This window comes from Idiomarina aquatica, assembly GCF_003987185.1.
Lineage (GTDB): Bacteria > Pseudomonadota > Gammaproteobacteria > Enterobacterales > Alteromonadaceae > Idiomarina > Idiomarina aquatica.
The window spans coordinates 285,829-311,418 of sequence record NZ_PIPS01000002.1 but is presented as its reverse complement, the minus strand read 5'-3'; the positions used below and the strand labels follow the sequence as shown (position 1 = coordinate 311,418).

The following is a 25,590-nucleotide window of genomic DNA, read 5'->3' as shown; positions in this document are numbered from 1 at the left end:
TAAGGGTTAATTACCATTCACCCGTATTTTCCATCGACGCCCAAGGCTCTTGTGGCGCAAGATGTTCGCCTTCTTGCAGCAGCTCGATCGAGATATTATCCGGCGAGCGCACAAACGCCATATGACCGTCACGCGGCGGGCGATTAATGACCACGCCATTGTCCATCAGCCGTTGACACAACTCGTAAATATTCTCTACCCGAAAGGCTAAATGGCCAAAGTTGCGACCGCCATCATAGGTTTCCGGATCCCAGTTATAGGTCAGTTCGAGCAGCGGAGACTTGGTCTTCTCAGCCCGCTCTGCATCGTCGGGAGCGGCCAGAAAAACCAAAGTAAAACGGCCTTTCTCGTTATCTTTACGGTACATTTCTTTTAAACCGAGCAGATCACAATAAAAATGCAACGACTGCTCTAAGTCGTGAACGCGTACCATCGTGTGTAAATAACGCACAGTTTACTCCTTAAATTGTTCAATTCGCTTTACAGCTCCGCGTTGAATAAGATCAACACAAGCCTCAAATCCCGCTTGTCCGCCAAAATACGGATCCGGCACCTCTTCAGGTTCACTTCGATTATCGCGATGTAACGCCTGTAAAAACAATTCGACTTTATGCGCATGCTCAGGTGCGCATTGTTCTGCCAGTGACGTTAAGTGAGCGAAGTTTGACCCGTCCATCGCATAAATGTGATCAAACCGCTCGAAGTCGGTGGCGTTTACCTGTCGCCCCCTAAGCGCACTGATATCAATTCCCCGACTGAGCATTACCTGTTGCATGCGCGGATCTGGTGCTTCGCCGATGTGATAATCAGACGTCCCGGCCGAGTCCACATCAATCGGCAACCGGTGTTCCTTTATCAAGTGCCGGAAAAAGCCCTCGGCCGCCGGCGAGCGGCAAATATTACCCAGGCAGACCATTAATACGTTTTTCAACTTATTCGCCTTTTATTGATCTGAATTAAAAATGCATTTAAGATGAACCTATTAAACATACATATGGAATGTTTATTATGAAACCTCATACCTTATTGCGTGCCTCAAATACATCAATGGTGGTGTTTTTGTTGCTTTCAATCATTGTTTTTTATTTGGCCTGGTTTCAAGAGCAAAATTTACCGCTAATGCTACTGGTCTTCTTGCATTTGTCGCAGGTCATTCTCGCCGGTTTATTTAAGGTGGCTTATGTATTCCGCCTAATTGCCCAAAGCCAGTTGGGCCAAGAGCTGCGCTAACGCAACTTGCGCATGACCGCACGCGCGCCGATACGAAGCTTCTGACCCAACGGAAAACGTTTGAAGGTTGATTTCGCCGTACCGGAGGTAAAGGCCGTTTGTTTGCTGTAATCAATGGCAACGTCGACAATCACCGGCTGTCCCTTGTTGGCGTATTTTATCGCCTGCTCAATGCCGTCATTAAGCGCCTCATCTGACGAGATCGCGACGTACTGAGCGCCAACCCCCTTTGCGATACCCTCAAAATCGGCTTTGCCGAGCGTGGTGCAGGGTTTGCGGTTGTATGGCATTGCCTGTGCTTGCGCGATTTGCGAAAGCTCACCGTCGTTAAAGACAAAATACATCACACCGAGCTGGTGTTTGGCGGCGGTCAGAATTTCCATACAGGTCATCATAAAACAACCATCGCCAACGATAGCAAACACTTGTTTGTGCGGCTGCGTAAACTTCGCACCAATCGCAGCCGGCACGGCATAGCCCATCGCATTAAAATCCGTCGGCGTTAGCAGCGTGGCAGGCTCGGCCAGTGGATAAAGTTCCGCCGTCAGAAAGGTGTGATTACCGTCGTCCAGCACGGTCACGGCATCATCGTCCATATGCTGGCGTAGATGACTGAAAAAACGCGCCGGATTGACGCGGCCTTTACTGTCATGCTGCAACCATTGCTGCAAATAGTCCGCTTTGCGCTTTTCGATACCGCTGATCAAGCTGGTATGTCTGGGCCGATCCGGTTTCTCCTCTAATTGTGCCAGCAACTCATCCATAAAGACTTCGGCATCCGCCGCAATGGCAACTTTTGCCGGATAGTTTTGATTGAATACGCTGCCGTCAATGTCGACATGAATGAGCTTGTCGGGTACCTCAGCACTGTAACTGCCGGTGGGAATTTCTGAAAACCGGGTGCCTATCGCCAGCAGCACATCACAATCGTCAAACGCGTACTGTGCGGCAGGTACCGCTGAGGGACTAAAACCAAAACCGGCGTGCAGATGATGTTGATGAGGAAAGGATGATAAGCCCTGCAAGGTTGTCGCCACCGGCATTTGCAGTTTTTCGGCCAGCTGGATCAATTGCGGTTTCGCTGCACGGGCTCCCCAGCCGACGAATAACGCGGGACGTTTCGCCGAATCCAGCAGCTCGACCACTTGTGCCACCAGCTGCGCTAATCCTTCATCTTCTTCGACCGGCTGCTGTTCAAGATAATCCGCATAGGGTAATGGTGTCGGGACCACATCGGTAAACAATTGCAAATTGACGGGAATCTCCACCAACACCGGTCCCGGTTTACCCGTTGTTGCTTTTTGATAAGCGCGATAAATGGTTTCCACCACTTCATTTTGATGACCAACCCGGTACGCCGCTTTGGTCAAAGGTTTCGCAAGATCCAACTGATCAATACCATGCAATTGAAAACGGTTATTGGTGTCGGTACGGACGCCGCCGGACAGGATCAGCATCGGAATCCCATCAAGGAACGCCTCACCGATACCACTCGCCGCATGAGTAAAGCCGGCTGCGGGAACAATCGCCAATACACCAATTTCGCCACTATGTCGTCTTGCCGAGCGGCTTACCCCATCGGCCATGAAGGCGCCTCCGCCTTCATGGGTAACCAAAATAGGCTCGATGACTTCACTGTTATTGAGCGCGTCATACAACTCGGTATTATGGACACCCGGAATGCCAAACGTGTGACGAATACCCAGTTGTTCTAATGCATATACGGCCAATTCAGCAGCATTTTTCTTCATAGGTTATGCTCCCAGCTGTCCAAATTATCGGTTCCCAGTTCGCTCAGCCGGGTAACCCCCATCAGTGCCATCGCTACCGTCAATTCATTCTCAAGCCGCGCTAACAACTCACGCACGCCCCGCTCGCCACGGGCCGCTAAAGCAAACGCCCAAGCTCTGCCGAGTAAACAACCGTCCGCTCCCAGAGCCATAGCCTTGGCGACATCTAAGCCACTGCGAACGCCACCGTCAAGCCAGATTTCTGGCGGCGTTTTGGTCTGCTCATCAACCACCTTTCGAATCTCGGCGAGCTTAGTGATGCTTGGCGCAACACTATCAAGTTGCCGTCCGCCGTGGTTAGAAACGATAATACCATCGACATCACAGGCCACTGCCCGCTTTGCGTCGTCAGCATCCATTACGCCCTTAATAAATAACCGTCCCTGCCACTGCTGACGCAGCCAGCCAAGGGTTTGCCAGTTGACTGACGCATCGAACTGACCATCAACCCACTGCTTAAAGTCCGGCAAGCTACTTGCGTCCGGCACCGCTTCACTCAGGTTTCCAAAAACCAGCGGTTTACCCTTAACCGCAACATCCCAAACCCAGCCCGGATGGCTGGCAATGTCTTTAATACGTGCCCAACGTTTTGCCAGTGACTGTGGTCCATCAAAGCCGTTCCGAATATCCCGGTAACGGCTGCCTAAACGAGCGAGATCGACGGTTACCACCAGCGTTTCTACACCACTGTCAGAAGCCCTTTGCAACAGTCGTTTAACGTAGTCACGATCTTTCATTAAATATAACTGAAACCATGGCGGTCGTTGCGGATGAGCCCGGGCTATTTCTTCAACGCTGCACAAAGATACCGTCGATGCACAAAAACTGATGCCTTTTGACGCCGCAGCGCGATGAGCCTGCACTTCGCCACGTCGAGCCATCAATCCGGCTAACCCGACCGGGCCGAGCGCGATGGGCAAAGCAAAGGGTTGCCCGGCACGCTGACAACTCAGATCAATCGAACTAACATCGGTTAACACACGCTGTCGCAGCCGAATGGCCGCAAATGCCGACTCATTATTAAACCGCGTCAATTCCTGATAAGAGCCTCCATCAAGGTAATCGAAGATTTGACGCGGCAGGCGCCGACGAGCGAGCTCACGGTAATCCTCGGCCGTTGCCGGTTCAATAAACTTACTCATAATGATTCAGGCGCTTGCGTCGCACTCTCCAGTCTGGCAGAAATTTATCCATCAAAGCATAAAATCGCGCATTGTGGTAGCGCTCGTAAAGATGGGTTAACTCGTGGACGACAACGTATTCGAGGCTTTGAGGCGACTTTTTAATTAAGTCAAAATTAAGCCAGATTTTTCCGGTACGGGTATTACAGCTGCCCCAACGGGTCTTCATTTTGCGCACGCCAAAGTCACTGGCTGCTACGTTCATGACCGGCTGCCAGACCTGCAATAACTGCTGGATGCGTTGTTTCAACTGGGTGCGGTACCAGCTGTCCAGTAGCTTAATGGCGGCATTGATGTCGTCGGGTTGAGGCAACTTTAGTTCGATGCAGGCGTCTTTCAGGCTGGCGTTACGGCGACCTGTCGTCTGGGTTAATACCACGGTGTAAGATCTGCCCTCGAAGGGAATGCGGGTACCGTTTTTAAATGACGCGGGTTGAGGCTGTGGTTTGGTGGCCAGTTTCTGTTGTTGCTCAGTGATCCAGTCGCTGCGTTCAGCAACGATGCTACGAATGTGGTTTTCTGGCCAGTGTCGAGGTGCGGACACCTCGACCTGATGCGCAGATTTAACCCGTAAATACAAATGCTTGATGGATTTTCGGGTTACCACAACCTTGTGTTTACCCACTTGCATAGCGACTCCTAGTGTCGTTGGTCGCGCTGATTTGACGCCTGCAGTAACTGTTTTAATTCGGCAATTTGGCGCTGCAAATCGGCCAGTGAGGGTTGCGGTTCCTGCTCTGCTTCTAACTCATCGCGCAACCGCTCAGCTTCCTTGCGGCTCTCCTTATCCATCACATTAACGACAATGCCGATCACCATATTCAGGAACGCAAAAGCGGTCAGGAAAATAAAGGTCATATAGAACAACCAGCTCCACGGATAGACTTCCATGGTTTCGTACTGAATATCGGTCCAGTCTTCGAAAGTCATCACCCTGAACAGCGTTAACATGGAGGTGGCGATGTTATCCCATAAAAACGGGTTGATTTCAGCGAACAAATAACTGCCAATGGCCGCATAGATGTAGAAGATAATAAACATCAGCAACACCACATAACCCATTTGTGGCAAGGCCTTAAGCAACGACGTAATTAACGTGCGTAACTCAGGAATGATCGAGATCATCCGCAACACCCGGAATATTCTGACCAGACGCGCCAGCAACGCCAATTCCGAATCGTTAACTGGGACCAGACTGACCACGACCACCAAGGTATCGAACACGTTCCAGCCGTTCTTAAAAAAGCGACGTTTATCGTCGTCAGCAATGTAGCGAATGCTGATTTCGACAACAAAAAATAACGTAATAAACCAGTCCAGGCCAACCAACAGCTGGTTTATGACACCCGGCAATTCGTAGGTCTTCGCACCAATTTCCAGCGCCGATATAATAATGACACTGATCACCGCAAATTCGAAAATACGATTACTCTTTAACGCGAACAGACGTTGTTTAAGCGTTTCGTACATAGCCTAGCGATCCTTAAAAGAACATCCAGTACAACACCACAGCCAACACCAGTCGGTAGATAACATAAGGCCACATACCAAACTGATTAAGCCATTTTAAAAACAGATGGATGGCGGTTATCGCGGTGATGAATGACGCAACGCCGCCAATCGCAAAACCCAACCAGTCGACGCTGATACCGTCATTCCATATGCTCAATAGCTTTAACGATGCGGCAGCCAGCGTAATCGGGATAGCCATGTAAAAAGAGAACTTTGACGCCGTTTCACGATCCAGCCCGAGAAACAAGCCAGCGGTTATGGTGGCTCCTGAACGCGAGGTTCCGGGGATCAGTGCCAGCGCCTGAGCTATACCGACAATGATTGCATCGACGATGCCGATATCCGTGAGTTGCCGACGCCCCCGCCCCCAGCGGTCAGCGGCGGCCAACAGTACGGCAAATACCACGGTCGTCGTGATAATCACCCCCACCGCGCGCAATGCCGAGTCGATGTAATCCAGCAATAATACGCCAGCGATACAGGCAGGAATCGTTGCCACCACAATTGACCAGCTAAGCTTGCTCTGACCAACAGACTGACCCGCAGGAATGCTTTTAAGTCCATCGATCAGCAACCCGGCAACATCCTTACGGAAGTAAATTATCACCGCCAGCAGGGTGCCCACATGAACGGATAAATCAAAGCCAACGCCCTGGTCACTCCAACCGGTTAGCGCTGGCATCAGAATCAGGTGAGCAGAACTTGAAATGGGAAGAAATTCCGTGATGCCCTGCACTATCCCTAAAATGATCGCTTGCCATAAATCCATTGCACGACTCTTTTATGTCATTAACCCACTAAAATAAGCCGAGCATTATAGACTGATTTACCGCTCTGCGTCACAGCTTTGCATGGAGTTTTTTAACGATGTTATCGGCGTCGTCATCCGCCACCAGAAAACAAAGATTATGACGGCTGGCACCCTGACAAATCATGCGAATGGTTGCTGGTGATGCGGATTCCAGCACCTTGGGCGAAATATCACCAAAATGGCCAATATCATTACCGATCACCGCGACCAGTGTCAGTCCTTGCTCGATATTAACTTTGGCAAAGGCACTTAACTCTTCCAACATAGCGGCCGGCAACAGCGATTGACCATTCGCCTGCGAGCCTTCCTCATCCAGCGTCAGAGCAATACTCACCTCGGACGTGGTGACTAAATCGACGCTGATATCGTAACGCGCAAGAATATCGAACAGCCGCGCCAGGAACCCTGTTGCATGAAGCATGTCGACACTGTTAACCGTCAATAACGTTTGGTTGCGTCGCAGCGCGATGGCTCGTATCGACGGCCGCTGCTGTGGTTTGGCCGAAACCAGTGTGCCCCCCAGTTGCGGCTTACGGCTGTGCCCGACAAACACATCAATACCATGTTCAATCGCTGGCTTAAGGCTTTTGGGGTGTAACACTTTGGCGCCAAATGTGGCTAACTCAGCCGCTTCTGCAAAACTGATTTCCTGTAACGGTCGAGCATCATCACAAACCCGGGGGTCGGTGGTGTAGATACCGGCAACATCAGTCCATATATTCAATCGCTCAGCCTGCAACGCGGCTGCGAATAAGGCTGCACTGTAGTCACTACCGCCCCGTCCCAGAGTGGTTGTGTAACCTTGCGGACAAGTACCGATAAAGCCTTGAGTCACTAATTTTTCGCCGGCCTGCAGTCGTTCACCGAGTGCTTTGCAAAGGTTGGCGGTCTGAACGAAATCCGGTTCAGCCTGACCATATCGATCATTAGTCTGTAAAAACGAACGTGCATCGACCACGCTGGCATCGTCATGATGATGACGCCAGAAAAAACTGAACAACAGACTTGAGCAACGCTCACCAAAACTGACGATCTGGTCACGACGGCGAGCTCGCTCAGCTAAGGAGCTTGGGATCTCGCTGTCTACGACTTGCCATAATTGCTGATGGAGCTCATCAAGCTGTTGCAAGCAAACCTCGGCTGCGGTGGTCGCTCTGGCGATGCCATTATGTTTGTCCTTAATTTCTGTAAACAAGCGCTGTTTTTCGACCGACGTCTGCGAATCAGCAAGACGGATAAGTAGGTTGGTAACGCCGGCACAGGCACTCACCACAACCAGAGTCGGGTTTTGTGTCTGTTCAACGACTTGAACACAGGCTTGAATGGCGTCGGCGTCGGCCATACTGGTGCCGCCGAATTTAGCTACATGAATGGGTGTCATAGATTCCCCTGAACTTAACACTACAACGTTCAGAGAGCTTAAATAGGATTGGACTCCAGAAGCTCTCCACCTGACGGTGACAGCCGCGGGTGTTCAAACCCTACGGCCGATAACAGCCATACCATGCACTGTTATCTCGGCAATGACTCCCCTGATTCAGCCCCTGGGTAGGTTTAATTAGCTGAACGACCTGAGTATTGCGCCTCTTCCTGGAACGAAGTTAACCACAGTTTGGCCGTAAAAATCAATCTTCACTTTGAACGATGGTATTGCGCCCCTGCGTTTTTGCCCGATACAACACCCGATCTGCTGTCCCCAGCAGCTCTTCTCCGGAACAGCCGGGACGCCAGCCGGCAAGGCCACCACTGATGGTTACTGAATGGCCGCACAGATTCGCGTCTGCTACCTTCTTTCGCAGCCGTTCTGCCAGTGTCATGGCCGTCGTTATCGGCGTAGCTGGCATCAAAACCGCAAACTCTTCGCCTCCCCAACGCGCAATAACGTCGTGACTGCGAAGGTTGGTCGACAACAAGCTGGCAAGTTCTTTTAAAACGCGGTCGCCGAATAAATGCCCATGCTCGTCATTAATGCGTTTGAAATGATCAACATCCAGCAGTAATAAGGTCAATGGCCGCCGAGTCGTTTGAGCATCGCTAACCTGCGCCATTAACTCACGGTCAAATTGCTGACGGTTATTAATGCCGGTCAGTTTATCGGTGCTAGCCAGCCGTTGCAGCTTTGCTCTGCTCGCCTGCAGTTCGGCCATGGCGTCGGCTCGGGTACGATCATAAAAACGAAACAGCATGATTTGCGCGATCAGCACTTCGACCACGTTGAGAATGCCTCCCAGTGACAACTGATAGCGCACGCCTGCTTGTACGTGGCCGTAGACAATATAAGTGGCATAACTGAAAAACACGATTGATAGCAATGTTCCAACGCTTCGGCCTAATAAAAAGAACGCTATGGGCGGTATCACCGTGGCCCAGATGATGCCGAAATTATTGCCGCCCCAGACACTTAAATAAGCACTCAGAACGGCAATAAATATCAATGTCACCGCCCAACCGGCAACCGCAACGTTACCGCTGTGTCGAAAATAAAAATAGATACCCAGTGCCAGGAAAAAGCCAATCGCATCAATAACGGCTATTAAGCCGGCATTTAATAAGAAGACATTCAGTGCCGTGACAACACCAGCGAGCACACAAACAAACAACAGCAGGTGATAAATTAACTGAACTCGATGAAAGTCTGGGTGATGGACGGGAATGTGGGAAAAATTTTTGTACCAAAATTTAAACATGGGATGTTGGCATCGGCCTGCGATACCAACATCTTTTCCTGTTTTGGTGATTAAGTCAACGCTCTATCTAGCGCTGTTTTAGTGATTGCATATCAATCACAAACCGATACTTAACATCACCCTGTTTCATCCGTTCATAAGCTTCATTGATGTTTTTGATGTCCAGCATTTCGACATCACAATGAATATCATGTTCGGCACAGAAGTCGAGCATCTCCTGAGTTTCCGGCAAGCCACCAATCAATGAGCCCGCCAACACGCGCCGCTTCATCACTAATGCACCGGCTTCCAGCGCCGGTTCAACCGGTTCTAATAAGCCCACGATAATGTGCGTACCATCGTATTTTAGACAGTTTAAATAAGGGTTTAGGTCATGTTTTACCGGTACCGTATCCAGCATAAAGTCAAACGTCTCAGCAACCGCTTGCATTTGCTCGGCATCGGTAGAGATCACCACATGGTCGGCGCCTTGTTTTTTCGCTTCTTTCACTTTCGCTTCCGAACGGGTAAAAATGGTCACTTCGGCACCCAACGCTTTGGCAAATTTAACGCCCATGTGACCGAGTCCACCCATACCGATGACCCCCACTTTGTCGCCTTTCTTGACACCATAATGACGCAGCGGTGAATAAGTGGTGATACCGGCGCACAGTAACGGAGCCGCCTTGGCCGGATCGAGGGCATCCGGTACTTTGACCACAAAACGGTCACTGACCACAATACGCTCTGAGTAACCACCATAAGTGATACTGCCGTCGTGGCGATCCTCACCGTTGTAGGTTGGCACCATGCCGTTCAGGCAATACTGTTCAAGCCCCTCATCACAGGCAGAACAACTGCGGCAGGAATCAACCAGACAACCAACACCCACCACATCGCCGGGCTTATACTTGCTTACCTTAGGGCCTACTTCGGTTACTCGCCCAATAATTTCGTGCCCTGGAACCACCGGATAAACGGTGCCCCCCCAATCGTTCTCAACATAATGAATGTCGGTATGACAGACGCCACAATATTCAATATCGATGGCGACATCATCATCCCTTAACGTGCGTCGTTCGATGGCATGCTCAGCCAGTCCTGATGTTGCTGACTTTGCTGCGTAGGCTTTAACCATTAGTCGCTCTCCTGTTTCACGAATTAAGATAGTTTGGAACGTAACAAGGTTTACTCTGCAATAACGAATTTGGATCCGTCCGAAGCAAGCGTTGCATCTACCGTTTTGCCAGCATACTATTGAACTTATAACAAAATCCCAACGGGCACTGTACTATATGCGTCGCTTTTTGCTCCATCTCTGTACAATTATCGGGTTTGTGATACTCAGCCCGGCTGCAACTGCAGCATCAGATACCCTGCCGAACATAAAACAAGCCAATTCACTGCGCCACTTTGTCCGTGAAATCTGGACCACCCGGGAAGGTTTACCGCATAACTCAGTCAACGCCATGGCTCAGGATCAAAATGGGTATCTTTGGCTGGGAACCTGGCAAGGCCCCACCCGTTTCAATGGCCGCGAATTCGAAATTTTTGACGATGTCCGGGTAACGGGTCTGCCAGACATTGGCATCTACACGGTGGCGTTGAACCCTTGCAATGGCAGCCTATACGTCGGCGGGGCACGAGGCGGCATCAGTCGGTACGATGACGGACACTGGCTCGAGTTACAACCGGCACCGCCGTTTATTAACCAATTGTCGGTCGACAAGCAATGTAATCTTTGGGTGGCCAGTAGTGAACAAGGGTTGTTGTTTTACGAAAATGATCAGCGTGTTGCAACCTTTACCACCCAACATGGGTTACCGTCGAATGCGGTCTATCAAAGTCTGGTCGATAACGACGGTCACTTGTGGGTAGCAACCAATAAAGGCCTGGCGGTTAAACGCGCTGACAATACCCGATTTGAGCGCATTGACAGCGTGCCCGGCCACCTCATTCGTGAATTAAAACTCACACCTGACGGCAAGCTCATCATCGGCACGCAACAGGGTCTTTATATTCAGACCGATGACGGCCAGTTCGAGCGTTACTTAACAGAACTTGAAGCCAGCATCAGCACCATCCACTACACGCCGGATGGCGATTTATGGCTGGGCACCTTCCGTCAAGGAGTTTGGCGCTATACCGGCAACCGCTTCGAATCATTAACGGTTGCGACAGGCCTGCCCAACAACCATGTGCTTGATATCCAACACGATCATGAGGGTAGCATCTGGGTATCAACGCACGGCGGGCTGGTGCAATTCCGTGATGCGCTGTTTAAAACCTACACCACCGAGCATGGTCTAAGCGGCAATTATGTCCGCAGTGTCTATCAATGGAATGGCGCAATCTACGTAGGCTCCAGTAATGGCGTGACCCGTATTGATATCAACGGTGTCGAGACGGTCGGTGCCAACACACCGCTAGCGGAACAGTCGGTACTCTCGTTTGCGGAATACCAGGGTAACCTTGTCATAGGCACTTATACGGGCGGCGCCTTCGTCTGGGATGGTGAGCAAATTGTTAAGCAGTACAACCAAAGCAATGGCTTATCCGGTGATGAAGTCAGACAAATTGCCGTACACCCGACGTTCGGGTTATTTCTTGGTGGCCCCGGCGGTATCACGCATATTGCCGCTGATGAAACGAATTATTTAACCGCCACCGACGGTCTGAAAAACAACTACACCACGGCCCTGGCATTCGATGATGACGATACCTTATGGGCAGCGTCCGTTAGTGGCCTGGTTGCAATTAAGGTCAAGTCAACGCGGTCCGGGTTCTCCTATGACATCCGCGACATCGATCTGTCCGGACTGAATGACGCCGAGTTGATATTTCAAATCCAGCACTACAACGATTATTTGTGGTTCGCCAGCGACAGAGGACTTATCGCGCATCATTTACCGAGCAAGAGCTGGCGTATTTTTAACCGTGATCAAGGTTTACCCTTTGATAACTTTTTATCGGTCGAATTTGATGGTGAAGCGAACCTGTGGCTGGGTTCGAACCGCGGTGCTATTTTTATCGCGCATGATGCCATCACCGAAGCCTTAAAAAGGCCTGAACAGCCGTTATCTTTCCAACGCTACACCGAAGTTGACGGCATGAGCAACTCACAGGTCAACAGCGGTGGACCGGCCTTATTCCAATCCAGCGCCGGCAATGTCTGGTTTGCTACCGCCAGCGGGGTTTCCGTGATTGACCCCAATGCACTGACGTCTATGGCGGCAACGCCTCCGCCGACCGTCATTGCGGCGGTCACCGCGGATGGCAACGCACTTGAGTACGGCCAGGAAGTTGCCGCTGACACACAACGTATTGCGTTCGATTATGCAGGGTTGGGCTATTTAATGTCTGACCATATCCAATATCAAGTGCGGCTCGTTGGCTTTGACGAACACTGGGTGGACAAAGGCAAATTTACGACCGCCGAGTATACAGCACTCCCGGCTAACGATTACTTGTTCCAGGTGAGAGCCTCCTATCCGGGGGGCGAATGGAGTGAGCCGGCCAACTTTGCCTTCAGTCGATCTGAGCATTTTTGGCAACAGCCAAGTACCTGGTTGTTCATTCTCATCGCGCTCGCATTAACGGCATTTTTGCTGGTGCGTGCACGTATTCGTTTCTTAAACCGCAGCCGCCGGCAACTGGAAAAAATGGTCAGCGAAAAAACCGCCGAATTGGAAACCATCGCTCGTCAGGATCCGTTAACCGGACTGGGTAACCGCAGAGCATTTGATGAACGCCTCCGACTCGAGATGAAACGCAGCAGTCGCTCCGGCGCTGATTTGTCATTGGCCATTATCGATGTGGACTTTTTCAAGCAAATCAATGACGAATTTCTCCACACCGTGGGCGACCAAGTGTTGGTGGAGTTGTCGAAACTGTTACGCCGGGTGCTACGAGATATCGACTATGCCGCCCGCTGGGGGGGTGAAGAATTTGCTATTTTATTACCTGATACCGACCTGGAGCAGGCAATTGATGCCGCAGAAAGAATGCGGGTGGCGGTTGAAAACCATGATTTCTCAGCCTTACTGGGTGATACCGGACTCACCATCAGTATCGGCGTTGCCAATAATCAATACTATCCTGACCACAGCAGCCTGCTGGTTGCTGCGGATCAAGCACTGTACCAGGCAAAAGAGCATGGCCGTAACCGAACGGAGCATAAATAATGATCAAACCGACACTTATTGCACTAACGATCACCGCGTTGCTGACAGCTTGCAGCGATAACCCGAAAACCGGCAGTCAACAAAACACGGCCGACCGCGAACGCGTTGCCATAACGCAAGTATCACCGAGTGAAAAACTTGAGCAGATTTATACCGACTTTTTTCAACAGCAGTTGCAACTCGACCCGTTATTAGCAACCTATATTGGCCGTAACGACTATAACGACCAATTGCCCAACTTCCTCTCCCCTGACTACCTGAAGCAGTTGCGAGCGTTTGAACAGAGCTATCTGGACAAGGTAAATGCTATTGACGTTTCCGGGTTAACCGACTCCGCGCTGATGAGTTATAAGATCTTCAAGCGTGACCGTGAAATGGCACTACGAGGACTGTCTTTCCCGGAGCACTTGATACCCATTAACCAGTTTTACAACATTGCCAGTCAGTTTGCGATGTTGGGTTCGGGGACATCAGCACAACCCTTTAACTCCGTTGAAGATTATAAAAATTGGGCAGCCCGCATGCAGCGGATTCCAGTGATCTTTCAACAGGCTCGCGAGAACATGCGTAAAGGCGTTGATCAGGGCATCGTGCAGCCCCGTGTTTTGATTGAAAAAGCCATTCCACAAATCGAGGCCCACCTTGTCGACAACGTCGAAGACAGTATTTTTTGGCGACCAATAAGTTCTATGCCCGACGCTATTTCAGCGACAGAACAGCGGGCCTTAAAGGAACAGTACCGCGATCTTATCAGCAATACGGTACTGCCGGCCTACCAACAATTACGTGATTATCTGGCCAATGATTATTTACCACACACGCGCACCGACTCGTTCGGGATTGGCCAGTTACCGGGTGGTCGCGAGTGGTATCAATACCGAATTGAGGCTAATACCTCGACCACATTGACGGCTGATGAGATCCACCGTATTGGCAAGTCCGAGGTTGCCCGTATTCATGATGAAATGCGCGACATCATGGAACAAACCGACTTTGACGGTAGCTTGGCGGAGTTTTTCGATTTTATGACCAACGATCCGCAGTTCATTTATCCCAGTCGGGACGCCATGCTCGACGATTACCGGGCGTTGCGCAGCACCGTTGATGAACGGGTACCGCGGTTGTTTGACGTCTTTCCGCAAGCGGATTACGAAGTGCGTAAAGTCGAGGCCTTTCGTGAGCAGTCTGCCAGTTCAGGGTCTTATCAGGCGGCACCGACCGACAATTCCCGACCCGCTGTCTTTTACTTAAATACGTATGATTTAGCGTCACGTCCGACTTGGGCTAAAACCGCACTGTTTTTACATGAAGCAGCCCCCGGGCACCATTTCCAAATTTCAATTCAGCAAGAGCTTGATGATTTACCGGAGTTTAGAAAATTTGGTCGCGAAACCGCCTACACCGAGGGCTGGGGCTTGTACGCAGAATCCTTAGGCCACGATCTGGGATTGTATGACGACCCCTATCAATATTTTGGTGCACTGGCAGCGGAATTATGGCGTTCAATCCGATTGGTGACTGACACCGGTATTCACAGCAAAGGCTGGAGCCGCCAGCAAGTGCTCGATTATATGTACGACAATGCGCCGGTTGCTGAGGCTCGCGCCGTATCGGAAGCGGAACGTTTTATGGCCCTACCGGGACAAGCGTTGGCCTACAAAATAGGTCAGTTAAAAATCGCTGAGCTACGTCGCGAAGCGGAGAAGAAATTGGGTGATAAATTCGATATTAAGGCGTTTCACCGGGTCGTACTGGAAGACGGCGCTGTGCCATTAATTTTATTGGAGCAAAAGGTGAAGCGCTGGATCATCGAGCGGCGCTCATAGTCACAACAAATAATCACAGCAAATGTTCGACCGGCAGGCGCGCCGTTAACCAGACAATGATCCGGCGCGCCAGACCTGCGTTTGGTTCCTTGTACAGACGACGGGCCGGCACTTTGCTTTTATCCAGCCAATACAGTTTGTAAAAGCGATTAAGCCTTGGCTGATAGCTTTTTAGCGGCAGTTCATGTTCGAATATCGCATTGATGCGCTTGGCAATTTGCGGTGAGTCGATGATCAACCCCGCCTCAGTATTAATTTGAGCTGAGCGCGGATCGAAATTAAACGAACCGACAAATACGCGAGCCTCATCCACAGTGATGGTTTTCGCATGTAAGCTGGTTGCTGATCGGCGAAAATAAGGGCGAACCGCTTTTTGTTCTGTGGTGTCCTCAAGCCGGCGTAATTCGAACAATTTCACTCCGGCCATGAGTAAACGCCGTCTGCTGCGCTGATAGCCCGCATGTACAGCCGGAACGTCAGTCGCCGCCAGAGAGTTGGTCAGTACCTGCACATCGACGCCCTTTTCAGTGAGTTGTTCCAACTCGCGGACACCGTTAGACGTTGGCACAAAATAAGGCGACACCATACGCACCTGCTGCTGCGCACGGCCCAGAATACGAGTCATCTGTTGTGTCATAAGCCGTTGAGGCTTGCGGGAAACACTGGCTTTTTGCGGATCATCACTGATCCAAACCGCTTTTGCCGTTATCCAGTCCTCTTCTGAATGTTCCGTTTTTATCGGCTCTTTGATGACAAAATCACGCAGTTGCTGAACCTGTTCCTGTTGTTGCTGCCGTCGCCAGCGTTGAATAAAAGCTTCGGTCGGGCTACGCCCACGAATATGGCTCAACTCAACCGCCAGTTCACAATTCCAGTAGCTTAGCCAGTCGCGGTTAATTTCGTTGACCAATTCACCACTGACCGCCACGTCTAGGTCTGAGAACAGTTCCCCGGCATGAGTGCCAAAATATTCATCACCGACGTTACGACCTCCGACAATCGCGATGCGATTATCCACAATCATCGCTTTATTGTGCATACGCCGGTTAACGCGTTTAAAATCAAGAAAGTAGTTAAGCCAGCGTAAACGCCGATGGCGCAGCGGGTTAAACAGCTTAATGGAGAAGTTCGCCCGCCGTTGTAAATCTCGGAGCAATAGCTCGACGCTTCGACTTTGGAAGTCATCCAGCAGCAACTTAACCTGCACGCCCCGACGGCTGGCTTTGACCAGCTCGTTCATCAGTGTCAGACCACTGATGTCGTCACGCCAAATATAATATTGTAAATGGATGCATTGCTGCGCCTGACGGCAAAGCTTAATGCGCTCGAGTAAGCTATCGTGAGCTTCTTCAAGTAACAGAAACTTAGCCGTCGTTGCGTTCACTATTTGATCACCTCAATCGCTTGCTGCAGACCGCTTAATGTCAATGGCTGCATCCGCTCTGAGAGAATTTCCTGAATCATGCCAACGGACGGGTAGTAGCGCCAATGCGCCTGCGGTTGCGGATTAAGCCACACCGCCTTCGGAAATTTACGCAATAATCGCTGCAACCAAACTTGCCCCGGCTCTTGATTCCAGTGTTCGACGCTGCCGCCTGGATAGGCAATCTCATAAGGCCCCATGGTGGCATCACCGACAAAAATCAATTTGTAGTCCTCACCGTAGGTCTGGATCACCTGTTCGGTCGGGATCTGCTCAGTACGACGGCGACGGTTACTCCGCCAAAGCCCCTCATAAGGACAGTTGTGAAAGTAATACAGCTCCAGATGCCGAAACTCTCCTTTGAGCGCGGTAAATAGCTGCTCTACTTGATAAATGTGATCGTCCATCGAGCCACCAACATCCAGCAACAAGAGGATTTTTATGGCGTTGTGTCGCTCTGGTTGCCATTGTAGGTCGAGCAGCCCTCCCTGACGCGCCGTTGCCGTGAGCGTCGCATCCATATCAAGTTCAGTGGCTGCTCCTGTGCGCGCAAACTGACGGAGATTACGCAACGCAATCTGGAAACCGCGCTGTTCGAGCCTGGCGTCATCATCCAAATCGGCAAACTCGCGCTTATCCCAAACTTTCGCCGCACTGCGGTTGCGATTACCGTGCTGGCCAATGCGAATACCACCGGGATGATACCCGTAGGCGCCAAACGGGGAAGTACCGCCGGTACCAATCCACTTGGAGCCCCCTTGATGGCGTTCCTGCTGCTCTCGCAGGCGTTCCTGAAAGGTTTTCAATAGCTCTTCAAGGCTACCCAATTGCTTGATACGGGCTTTGTCTTGCTCTGAAAGCTCGCGTTTTAACGCATTTTCCAGCCATTCTTTAGGAATTTTGTCCGCGACATCGGTCGCTGCAACACGCTCGACATACTGTGCAAACGCACGATCAAAGCGGTCATAAAGGCTTTCATCTTTTACCAGAATCATTCGGCTGAGATAATAAAACTCATCGACATCGGCAAAAATCACTCGTTGCTTAAGCGCTTCCAGTAAATCCAGCCACTCAGTGATGGTGGTCTTAACGCCCTGCTCACGCAGCAACTGAAAAAACTCAATTAACACGGCGTAACCTTTCAACCAGCTCGATGTCCTGCTCGTGTTTTAGTAGCGCCCCGGTCAGCGGAATGGCGCTGTTGCGTTGGCGTGATTGCTGCAATTGTTCGGCACTGATGTCTTCTGCCACCAATAGGCGAATCCAGTCCAACAGCTCCGAGGTTGACGGCTTTTTCTTAAGACCCGGCGTGTGGCGTAAATCAAAGAACAATTCCAATGCCTGTTCCAGCAGTTGCTGATGCAAATTCGGATAGTGTACCTGCGCAATTTGCGCCAGCGTTTCCGCATCAGGAAACTGAATAAAATGAAAAAAACAGCGCCGCAAAAACGCATCCGGTAAGGCTTTTTCATTATTCGACGTAATGATCACAATGGGTCGTTGTCGAGCCTCTATGTGCTCACCGGTTTCGTAGACATGAAACGCCATTTGATCAAGTTCATGCAGCAAGTCATTAGGAAACTCAATATCGGCTTTATCGATTTCATCGATCAACAGTACGGGTCGTTTTTCGGCCGTAAACGCTTGCCACAGCTTACCGGGTTTTATGTAATTACTGATGTCATGAACTTTGTCACTGCCAAGCTGACTGTCACGCAAACGCGACACGGCATCGTACTCATAAAGTCCCTGCTGAGCTTTGGTGGTGGACTTTATCGACCACTGCAGCAGCTCGGTATTTAATGAGTCTGCCAACTCCTGCGCCAGCCGTGTTTTGCCGGTGCCCGGTTCGCCTTTTATCAGCAGTGGTTTTTGCAGCGTTACAGCGGCGTTTACCGCACTTGCCAGTTGTTCTGATACGATATAGCTATCAGTACTATTAAATGCCATGTTTCTTCCTTTGTGTTTTCACATTAATGCGATTAAGTACACGTGCCAAATCTTCTTTAACAAACGGCTTCGTCACGTAATCGTCCATACCGGAACGCAGCGCCTGCGTGCGAGTTTCCGGGAACGCGTTAGCGGTCAGAGCAATGATATAGGGTTGCTTGATGGCACTATCCTGGCGGATCTGTTTGGTGGTTTCCATGCCATCCATACCCGGCATATGCAGATCCATAAATACAGCGTCAAATAATGATTGTTGCAGCGCTTCCAACGCCTTTTGGCCACTGGTCACCGACTCTACCTGCTGGCCCAGACTCAACAGCATTTCTGTCACGATCATCTGGTTAATGCTGTTATCGTCGACCACCAGTACGCGGTGTTGACCAAGTTCCGGCAATAGCAGTTCGGACAGTTCTTCATCACTCGGGGCATTGCCGGTATGCACGGTCATCGGTAAGCAAACGGTAAAACAGGAGCCTTCGCCCATTTCACTGTCTACCTGAATGGTACCACTGAGCAGTTGCACCAAGTTTCTGACAATAGCAAGCCCCAAACCACTGCCTTGCTGCGAGCGCGTCAGTCCGTCATCTTCCTGCTCAAACAGTTGCCAGATGCGCTGCGTATCACGGATACCGGCACCACTGTCAGTCACGCTGATTTCAAGCTCGCCTTTGCGTTCATTCTCTGCCAACCAACGGGCTTTCACCTGAATCTTACCGTGTTGGGTAAACTTTATCGCATTGCTCACTAAGTTACTGACGACTTGTATCACCCGCGAATGATCCATGATGACTTGTCGTGGGAGGTCATCCGCAATATCAAACTCGAACGCCAGGCCTTTTTCTTCCGCCCGTTGTTCAAACAAAGAATGGATGTGCTCAAGAATATGCACAATGCTGTGCGTGCCCAGTTTTATTTTCAGTTGACCTTCTTCGGCACGGGTAAGATCAAGCAGATCATTCAGTGTATTTAACAGATAGTCACCGCTGTTTTTGATCGTTCTTAGCAGCCGTTTCTGATAATCACTGACGTCGGTGTTCTCGAGTACCGACGCTAAACCGAGAATACCATGCAACGGTGTGCGGATTTCGTGGGACATATTGGCTAAAAACACATTTTTAGCGTGTGCCGCTCGACGAGCATCAAGTTCTGCCTGTTTCTGCTCCGTTACATCCGTTACTGTGCCCGCATAGCGGGTTGCTCGACCTTGAGCATCACGTTCGATGATTCGTCCGCGGTCCAGCACATAAACCCAGCGACCAGAACGGTGCAAAATTCGGTGTTCGCTCTCGTAAAAAGGTGTTACCCCATCGAGGTGGTCCTTTATCGCCTGCCAGGCCTTGTCATAATCGTCAGGGTGCAAACGGCTTGACCAGGTTTCGACATTATCTTCAAGTTCGCCCGGCTCATAACCGAACATCCTCGCCCAACGCTCGTTAAAAGACGTTTTATTGGTTTGCGGATTCCACTCCCAGGTTCCCAGTCGTGTTGCATCTAACAACAGACTCAGGCGGTTGCGCTCAGTTTCAAGCTTAAGTTCCAGCTCTTTGCGCTCGGTGATGTCGATCAGATAACCGAACAACAAATTCACACCGGTTTTTTCGTCGTACTTAACGACCGTGGTATCTGTCACCCAAACGTAATGACCGTCTTTGTGACGTACCCGGTAGTCCTGATGCGTCAGCCGATAACCGGTTTTGCCGGATTTCAGCAGCTCTACCTCGTCGTTTACGCGCGCCGTATCGTCCTCGTGGATAAGGAACTTGTAGTGCACTTCGCGACGAATGAATTCCTCTTTCGTGAAACCAAAAACCGCAGCGACATTGTCGGATACATAACGAACGGGCCATAGCTCGGAATCTTCCCAGACAAATAAGGTAAGCCCGGTGCCGGCATTAATCAGCTGTTCGAGGTTACTGTTGGTTACTGCTTCTGGCTTTACATCGGGTGTTGTCATAAGTGATTTGTTACTTTACTCAACCGTTGAGCTAAGGGTACACTCAGATTAACAATAAAAATAATTTTCATACAGCGTACGGCTTAATTTCATGGCGACGGATGTCAATCAGTGGCAAAGTCGGCTGCTTGAGCAGGTCGATAAGCTCATTGCAGTCGCACAACAACAACTCCTGCAAGCTGAGCAACCGGGTGATGCTAAAATTCGCGGGCCGGAATACTGGCAGCGCTACGCTAAGCATCACTACGTTAAGGCAGCCGAGCTTATTAAGCACACTCCATTTGAAGCAGCCAAGCATTTTCGTCGCGCGGCGCTGTTCGGACATGGCAAAGCCATGTTGTATCTGGGCCAGATGTTTTTGCAAGGTAAGCACTTACCTGCCAGTAGCTTTCACGCCTGTTGCTGGTTAACGCTGGCAGAAAAAGCCGGCCAGTCGCAGGCCACCGAACTGTTACAACAGTTACAGCCGCAACTTACTGCGCATGAAATTAACCTTGCCCGGCGGCTGGCGGCTGAACGTTTCGAGCAACTTTGTGATGCCAGTTTCAGCCAAAGCTCCCGATAACCTCATTACTGCCACAAGCTAACCCGCTCACGAATCGCTCCTGACTCAATCACTTCGCGCAACTCATCTCCCATGCGTTGACCCGCCGCGATGGCCTTACGCCAATACTCAATCCGTTCCTTTGCCGGTAGTTTCTGAAAATCAGTACGATCGGGGATTTTGCCATAGGGTAATGACTTCACAAACTGTTCCGACGGCGACACAAACACCACGTTGGGCCAGTCACTACCGGTTGTCCGGCGACGCTTCATGCGTTTATCAAACCAGCCGGGGATCACTTCCTGGTGAAAGTGCGGGTACAGTACCAAGCCATCGACTTTCGATAGATCAACGTCGAAGTGATAGTCCGTGATACCGCCGTCACGATACATACCAGGCGGAGCACCGGGAATGTCGCGAACGCCTTCCAGTACCATTGGGATTGAACCGGTTGCCAATAACGCCGGAGCAAAGTTCGAACGGTCCAGCTCTACAAAACGAGTCGGCAAGTCATGCCAATGACGGCAAAAGGATAACGACGAGTGCGGATGATGAAACATCACACGTTCATAATAGCGTCCTAAGTTTGCTCGGTTTAATGAATTAGCAAATGCCGATGATAATAAGCCCAGCACCTGACGTTTATTTTCTGCCGCCGTGCTACGCAGACAGCGCGCTACGATAAAATGATGGTGCACCCTATCCTGCGTGAGTATTTGCTCGATGGCGGTTGCCGGCACATAGCGCTCCAGCAGTTTCTTCGCTTCGCGGGTAATTTCATGCCGATCAGGATGCTCACTGTAGGTTTGCGTGCTGTACAGGCGCGCAAACAATTCACTGGCCGCAACCGGGTCGTCCTGTCCCAGGGCGGCAAATCGCCACGCACCGGCTGAAGTTCCCAGGGTATTCAACGGCTGACTCTTGCTACTCAGGAAGTCCCCAAACAAGTAACGATCCATGCCTTGCAACACAAACCATTTAGGTCCGCCTGAAGCGCCCAGTAACAAATCAACATCGTCCGCCCGTAAGCCCTGCTCACGAACCTGTTGGTAGGCAGTAGCGCCCGCTTTAATAGTTAGCAACGAAGTGGTCATAATGTCCTTATAATTGTTTTTTCCGTTCCGCCAATAAACCTAGCACCATTACGATCACCAGTGTTGCCGGCGCAATTAAATGCAGTGGAATTTGATGCAACCAGGATGACAGGATGGGCGTAAAACCAACCAACAAATAACCATAACCAAACGCACAGACCAATACGAAAATGATCGCGCGCAACAAAAAATGCAAACCGGCGATTTGTCGCCGAATGAGCTGATTGAGCTCATTACCATATATGACCAGCAAGGTAGCCACAATCATGGTCGCGATTTGATAAATATGCGGGCGAACCATCAGCCCAAGTTCGTTAAGCAACTGCAACACTCGACACCTATGTTATGTTTATTGTTTTGGCCAAGGCCCATGATAACCCGTGAGTATACGGATTTTCACGCGCTATCGCACCCCTATCCTGTCGCGCCGTGCGGTCGACTTTGGTATGATGGTGCTCATCAAACGCTAACTCAATAACACAGCAACGCTATGAAATTTATCTCTTTCAATATAAATGGTATTCGCGCACGACTTCATCAATTGCAAGCATTGATTGACAAGCATCAACCGGACGTGATCGGGTTGCAGGAAACCAAAGTGCATGACGATCAGTTTCCAAAAGCTGACGTTGAGGCGATGGGCTATCACGTCATTTATCATGGTCAAAAAGGCCATTACGGCGTGGCGCTGCTCAGCAAAGTGCCATTAACGAACCCACAGTTTGGTTTTCCAACCGACGACGAAGACGCTCAACGCCGTATGATTATGGGTGACTATCCGATGCCCAATGGGCAAACGGTGCGGGTTCTGAATGGTTACTTTCCCCAGGGCGAGAGTCGCGACCACCCGGTTAAGTTCCCCGCCAAGGAAAAGTTTTATCAGGACTTGATGAACTATGTTGAGAACGAACTGAGTCCATCGGATCCGGTCGTCATCATGGGTGACATGAATATTTCTCATCAGGACATCGATATCGGTATCGGCGAACAGAATGCCAAACGCTGGCTGCGCACGGGTAAATGCAGTTTCCTGCCCGAAGAGCGGGACTGGTTAAACCGTTTATTGGACTGGGGACTGCTGGACACCTATCGACAACAACATCCGGAAGCGACCAACGAATACAGCTGGTTTGACTATCGTTCACGCGGTTTTGATGATAACCGCGGTCTGCGCATCGATTTGATACTGGCCACTAAGCCATTAGCGGACCACTGCGTTGATAGTGGCATCGATTACGAACTGCGTGGCATTGAAAAACCGTCAGATCACGCGCCGATCTGGAGCGCGTTCAAACCACAGTAAGGTAGCAATGGTGGGTTCATGAATCTCATGTTACATGCGGCAGCACTGTTGGTGTTGCTGCTGTGTATCCAGCAGACAGACTGGAAGCTGTTCCGGCAAAGCACACTGCTCCAGCATTTAAGTTTGGGCGGTATCGCGGTACTGACCTTCATCTGGAGTCTGTCGGCAAAACTTGATTATGGCCTCAGCATTCATTTTCTTGGCATTACCACACTCACACTGATGCTCGGCTTACGCCGGGCTTTGCTGGCCGGCGCGGTGGTGGTGTTGCTCAATCAATTCATTAACGACTACGACGCTTACATGGTGTCGACATTGTACTTAAGTCACGTTGTCGTGCCGGCGCTACTGACCTTCATCAGTTATGCCGTTATTTATCATCGCCTGCCACGGCATCCGTTTGTCTATATTTTCGTCAACGCGTTTTTAATCGGCGCGCTGGCCATGGCTTTCACACACCTTGCACACGGCAGTTGGGCGTTACTCAGCGGCTATCTTAGTTGGGACAATATCTGGCAAAACTACGGTGTAATTACGCCACTATTGATGTTTCCTGAAGCGTTGTTAAACGGCATGGCTGTCACGTTAATGGTGGTGTACCGGCCGCACTGGCTGAAAACCTTCAGTGATGAAGTATACCTGGATAACAGTTAATCAGTGCTGGTGTGGCGGCAGTGTATCCAGAGCCTGCCGAACAATAACCGCAAGATCATAATAATCAGGGCCTGACGTTCCCTGTGGGTAACAGGGTTTGCCACTCGCCTTGAGTTTGTCTTGTAGCTCTTTATACCAAGCCCGTAACCGCGGGGACAGTGGCTGTCTGGCTCGCCAACCCAACCAGTAGAGCCCCTGCAGCGGCAATGACAACATGATCAGTGACAACAACATCCCCTGCGCCAGTTGTTCGGTGGGCATAAACTGATAAAACAATGCTGCATTAAGCACCGCGATAGCCGGCGTCCAGCGCTCACCCAGACGCGTGACCGGAATGACCCGCGACTCGGTAAAGGCTGCTGTCACCGAATGGTGCGGCCAGGTCTTCGCGTACTCCCTGCCCTCACTGATGACTTTTAAAAAATTACGCCGCATAACATCTCCACTTCCGTCTGTTGCTATTATAACCAATTACGGGCTTGTTGTACGTTTACTGTCCAAACAACTTTTTCATTATATTTCAATAACATAATGAGTTACATCCGTGTAGTGCACAAAGATATCCACAGATAATGTGGATACAGTTGCATGAGTTAACAAGGTTTGCCAAGATACACCTATTCCCAGACATTGAGTGTTAACCGTCGTGTCCGATTTATTCCCAATTAGTGCCCCGGCAAGCGGCCGCCTCTGTTGTTTAGACGATCAACACCCAGCATTTGTTCATAACAGGATCTTCGGCAATGGTCCCTTACTTGACGTTGCCGGTAACCAAATTGTTGCCCCCTTTAGTGCTGTCGTCGACGACATCAGCGCCAGTGGCGATTATATTCGGTTGCGCCACCCCTCAGCCAGTGTCCTCACGTTGATATTGGGTGATGGTCGTTGCTTTCAGCAACACCCCGCACTGGTGCGTCAGGTAAAGCGGCATCAACAGGTACAAAAGGGTGACGTATTACTCAACCTTAATCAATCGTTGTTGCGCGCCTCTGACCCTCAACAACGGCGCTTAGCGGTACTGCTTGAGCCCGCGCCGACACTACCGGATAGCTTTCACTGGGCTGAATCAGGCGCCATCAGTCTGTTAGATTCTATTATTTTTGACGATAAACAGGAAAATTCATGATTACCGTTCACGGCATTAGTAATTGCGATACTGTAAAAAAAGCGCTGCGCTGGTTGCAGCAACAGAATATAGCGTTTGAATTTCGCGATGTGCGCAAACAACCGCTAACCGAAGCCGAGGTGGTGCACTGGCTGCAACAGCTTGGTGCCGAAAAGCTGATCAATAAACGCAGTACCAGCTGGCGTCAGTTGGATGAGCAGCAAAAGCAGCTACAGGACGATGCGGCCATTGCCGAGCTGATTGTTACCCAGCCGACCTTATTCAAACGGCCGTTGGTGGAAGATACGCAGGGCGTTCATGTCGGCTTTAACGAAAGCACCTGGCAGCAACGGTACCTTTGAT

The 25,590-nt window shown here is 50.5% G+C and carries 25 protein-coding genes and 1 riboswitch; of the genes, 8 read left to right on the top strand and 17 right to left on the bottom strand.

Going from position 1 to position 25,590, the window contains the following annotated elements; translation table 11 throughout:
* Positions 1–10: 10 nt before the first annotated feature.
* Positions 11–451: a lactoylglutathione lyase gene (gene gloA, locus CWE23_RS08390; protein WP_105306575.1), complete on the bottom strand. Its 441-nt coding sequence runs from the start codon at positions 449–451 to the stop codon at positions 11–13.
* Between the two features lie 3 nt (positions 452–454).
* Positions 455–931 (bottom strand): low molecular weight protein-tyrosine-phosphatase, encoded by a 477-nt coding sequence (locus CWE23_RS08385; protein ID WP_241970590.1) that lies wholly within the window; start codon positions 929–931, stop codon positions 455–457.
* Positions 932–1,008: 77 nt separating this feature from the next.
* Here CWE23_RS08385 and CWE23_RS08380 point away from each other — a divergent pair, with 77 nt between their 5' ends.
* Complete coding sequence (locus tag CWE23_RS08380) at positions 1,009–1,230, top strand: hypothetical protein (RefSeq protein ID WP_126819999.1); 222 nt, start codon at positions 1,009–1,011, stop codon at positions 1,228–1,230.
* Here the strand turns inward: CWE23_RS08380 and CWE23_RS08375 are convergent.
* From CWE23_RS08375 to CWE23_RS08340, 8 genes are all read right to left on the bottom strand, one after another.
* The gene (locus CWE23_RS08375; RefSeq protein ID WP_126819998.1) at positions 1,227–2,981 is read right to left on the bottom strand and encodes a thiamine pyrophosphate-binding protein; all 1,755 of its coding nucleotides are present in this window, start codon (positions 2,979–2,981) and stop codon (positions 1,227–1,229) included. The genes CWE23_RS08380 and CWE23_RS08375 overlap by 4 nt on opposite strands.
* The gene (locus CWE23_RS08370; protein ID WP_126819997.1) at positions 2,978–4,162 is read right to left on the bottom strand and encodes an L-lactate dehydrogenase; all 1,185 of its coding nucleotides are present in this window, start codon (positions 4,160–4,162) and stop codon (positions 2,978–2,980) included. The genes CWE23_RS08375 and CWE23_RS08370 overlap by 4 nt, the downstream gene beginning before the upstream one ends.
* Positions 4,155–4,832 carry a M48 family metallopeptidase gene (locus CWE23_RS08365; RefSeq protein WP_126819996.1) on the bottom strand — a complete coding sequence of 226 codons (678 nt, stop codon included), beginning with the start codon at positions 4,830–4,832 and terminating at the stop codon, positions 4,155–4,157. Before CWE23_RS08365 ends, CWE23_RS08370 begins: the two co-directional genes overlap by 8 nt.
* An 8-nt stretch (positions 4,833–4,840) precedes the next feature.
* The gene (locus CWE23_RS08360) at positions 4,841–5,671 is read right to left on the bottom strand and encodes an ion transporter (protein WP_105306580.1); all 831 of its coding nucleotides are present in this window, start codon (positions 5,669–5,671) and stop codon (positions 4,841–4,843) included.
* Between the two features lie 13 nt (positions 5,672–5,684).
* Positions 5,685–6,482 (bottom strand): undecaprenyl-diphosphate phosphatase, encoded by a 798-nt coding sequence (locus CWE23_RS08355; protein ID WP_105306581.1) that lies wholly within the window; start codon positions 6,480–6,482, stop codon positions 5,685–5,687.
* Positions 6,483–6,552: 70 nt separating this feature from the next.
* Positions 6,553–7,905 (bottom strand): lysine-sensitive aspartokinase 3, encoded by a 1,353-nt coding sequence (lysC, locus tag CWE23_RS08350; protein WP_126819995.1) that lies wholly within the window; start codon positions 7,903–7,905, stop codon positions 6,553–6,555.
* Between the two features lie 51 nt (positions 7,906–7,956).
* Positions 7,957–8,121, bottom strand: a riboswitch (Lysine riboswitch).
* A gap of 28 nt (positions 8,122–8,149) precedes the next feature.
* Positions 8,150–9,211 carry a GGDEF domain-containing protein gene (locus tag CWE23_RS08345; RefSeq protein ID WP_126819994.1) on the bottom strand — a complete coding sequence of 354 codons (1,062 nt, stop codon included), beginning with the start codon at positions 9,209–9,211 and terminating at the stop codon, positions 8,150–8,152.
* 67 nt (positions 9,212–9,278) lie between these two features.
* Entirely contained in the window at positions 9,279–10,328 is a 1,050-nt protein-coding gene (locus CWE23_RS08340) for an NAD(P)-dependent alcohol dehydrogenase (protein WP_105306584.1), read from the bottom strand.
* A 199-nt stretch (positions 10,329–10,527) separates the two neighbouring features.
* Between CWE23_RS08340 and CWE23_RS08335 the strand changes: the two genes are divergently transcribed.
* Both CWE23_RS08335 and CWE23_RS08330 read left to right on the top strand, forming a co-directional pair.
* On the top strand, positions 10,528–13,374 hold the full coding sequence (locus tag CWE23_RS08335) for a ligand-binding sensor domain-containing diguanylate cyclase (protein WP_198678818.1): 2,847 nt from the start codon (positions 10,528–10,530) through the stop codon (positions 13,372–13,374).
* Complete coding sequence (locus tag CWE23_RS08330; RefSeq protein WP_126819992.1) at positions 13,374–15,200, top strand: DUF885 domain-containing protein; 1,827 nt, start codon at positions 13,374–13,376, stop codon at positions 15,198–15,200. The genes CWE23_RS08335 and CWE23_RS08330 overlap by 1 nt, the downstream gene beginning before the upstream one ends.
* Before the next feature lie 13 nt (positions 15,201–15,213).
* On the opposite strand, the gene CWE23_RS08325 is transcribed toward CWE23_RS08330, so the two are convergent.
* Genes CWE23_RS08325 through CWE23_RS08310 form a run of 4 tightly spaced genes read right to left on the bottom strand, consistent with a single transcriptional unit; the run spans position 15,214 to position 20,527 of the window.
* On the bottom strand, positions 15,214–16,584 hold the full coding sequence (locus CWE23_RS08325) for a phospholipase D family protein (protein ID WP_241970589.1): 1,371 nt from the start codon (positions 16,582–16,584) through the stop codon (positions 15,214–15,216).
* Positions 16,584–17,753: a vWA domain-containing protein gene (locus CWE23_RS08320; protein WP_105307742.1), complete on the bottom strand. Its 1,170-nt coding sequence runs from the start codon at positions 17,751–17,753 to the stop codon at positions 16,584–16,586. Before CWE23_RS08320 ends, CWE23_RS08325 begins: the two co-directional genes overlap by 1 nt.
* Positions 17,743–18,573 carry an AAA family ATPase gene (locus CWE23_RS08315; RefSeq protein ID WP_105306588.1) on the bottom strand — a complete coding sequence of 277 codons (831 nt, stop codon included), beginning with the start codon at positions 18,571–18,573 and terminating at the stop codon, positions 17,743–17,745. The genes CWE23_RS08320 and CWE23_RS08315 overlap by 11 nt, the downstream gene beginning before the upstream one ends.
* Positions 18,563–20,527 carry a PAS domain-containing hybrid sensor histidine kinase/response regulator gene (locus tag CWE23_RS08310; protein WP_126819990.1) on the bottom strand — a complete coding sequence of 655 codons (1,965 nt, stop codon included), beginning with the start codon at positions 20,525–20,527 and terminating at the stop codon, positions 18,563–18,565. The genes CWE23_RS08315 and CWE23_RS08310 overlap by 11 nt, the downstream gene beginning before the upstream one ends.
* Before the next feature lie 91 nt (positions 20,528–20,618).
* Here CWE23_RS08310 and CWE23_RS08305 point away from each other — a divergent pair, with 91 nt between their 5' ends.
* The gene (locus CWE23_RS08305; protein WP_105306590.1) at positions 20,619–21,092 is read left to right on the top strand and encodes an SEL1-like repeat protein; all 474 of its coding nucleotides are present in this window, start codon (positions 20,619–20,621) and stop codon (positions 21,090–21,092) included.
* 5 nt (positions 21,093–21,097) lie between these two features.
* Here CWE23_RS08305 and CWE23_RS08300 read toward each other — a convergent pair whose 3' ends face one another.
* Complete coding sequence (locus tag CWE23_RS08300; RefSeq protein ID WP_105306591.1) at positions 21,098–22,165, bottom strand: alpha/beta hydrolase; 1,068 nt, start codon at positions 22,163–22,165, stop codon at positions 21,098–21,100.
* A 7-nt stretch (positions 22,166–22,172) separates the two neighbouring features.
* Entirely contained in the window at positions 22,173–22,496 is a 324-nt protein-coding gene (locus CWE23_RS08295) for a DUF3392 family protein (RefSeq protein ID WP_105306592.1), read from the bottom strand.
* A gap of 159 nt (positions 22,497–22,655) precedes the next feature.
* Between CWE23_RS08295 and xthA the strand changes: the two genes are divergently transcribed.
* A complete protein-coding gene (gene xthA / locus CWE23_RS08290; protein WP_105306593.1) occupies positions 22,656–23,468 on the top strand; it encodes an exodeoxyribonuclease III in 813 nt (270 codons plus the stop codon).
* Positions 23,469–23,486: 18 nt separating this feature from the next.
* On the top strand, positions 23,487–24,122 hold the full coding sequence (locus tag CWE23_RS08285) for an energy-coupling factor ABC transporter permease (protein ID WP_126819989.1): 636 nt from the start codon (positions 23,487–23,489) through the stop codon (positions 24,120–24,122).
* Here CWE23_RS08285 and yfbV read toward each other — a convergent pair whose 3' ends face one another.
* Positions 24,123–24,557, bottom strand: coding sequence for a terminus macrodomain insulation protein YfbV (gene yfbV / locus CWE23_RS08280; protein ID WP_105306595.1), 435 nt, complete (start codon positions 24,555–24,557; stop codon positions 24,123–24,125).
* A 211-nt stretch (positions 24,558–24,768) separates the two neighbouring features.
* Between yfbV and CWE23_RS08275 the strand changes: the two genes are divergently transcribed.
* Both CWE23_RS08275 and CWE23_RS08270 read left to right on the top strand, forming a co-directional pair.
* The gene (locus CWE23_RS08275) at positions 24,769–25,248 is read left to right on the top strand and encodes a PTS glucose transporter subunit IIA (RefSeq protein ID WP_157982919.1); all 480 of its coding nucleotides are present in this window, start codon (positions 24,769–24,771) and stop codon (positions 25,246–25,248) included.
* Positions 25,245–25,589, top strand: a complete 345-nt coding sequence (locus CWE23_RS08270; RefSeq protein WP_126819988.1) for an arsenate reductase — start codon at positions 25,245–25,247, stop codon at positions 25,587–25,589. Before CWE23_RS08275 ends, CWE23_RS08270 begins: the two co-directional genes overlap by 4 nt.
* Position 25,590: the final 1 nt, after the last annotated feature.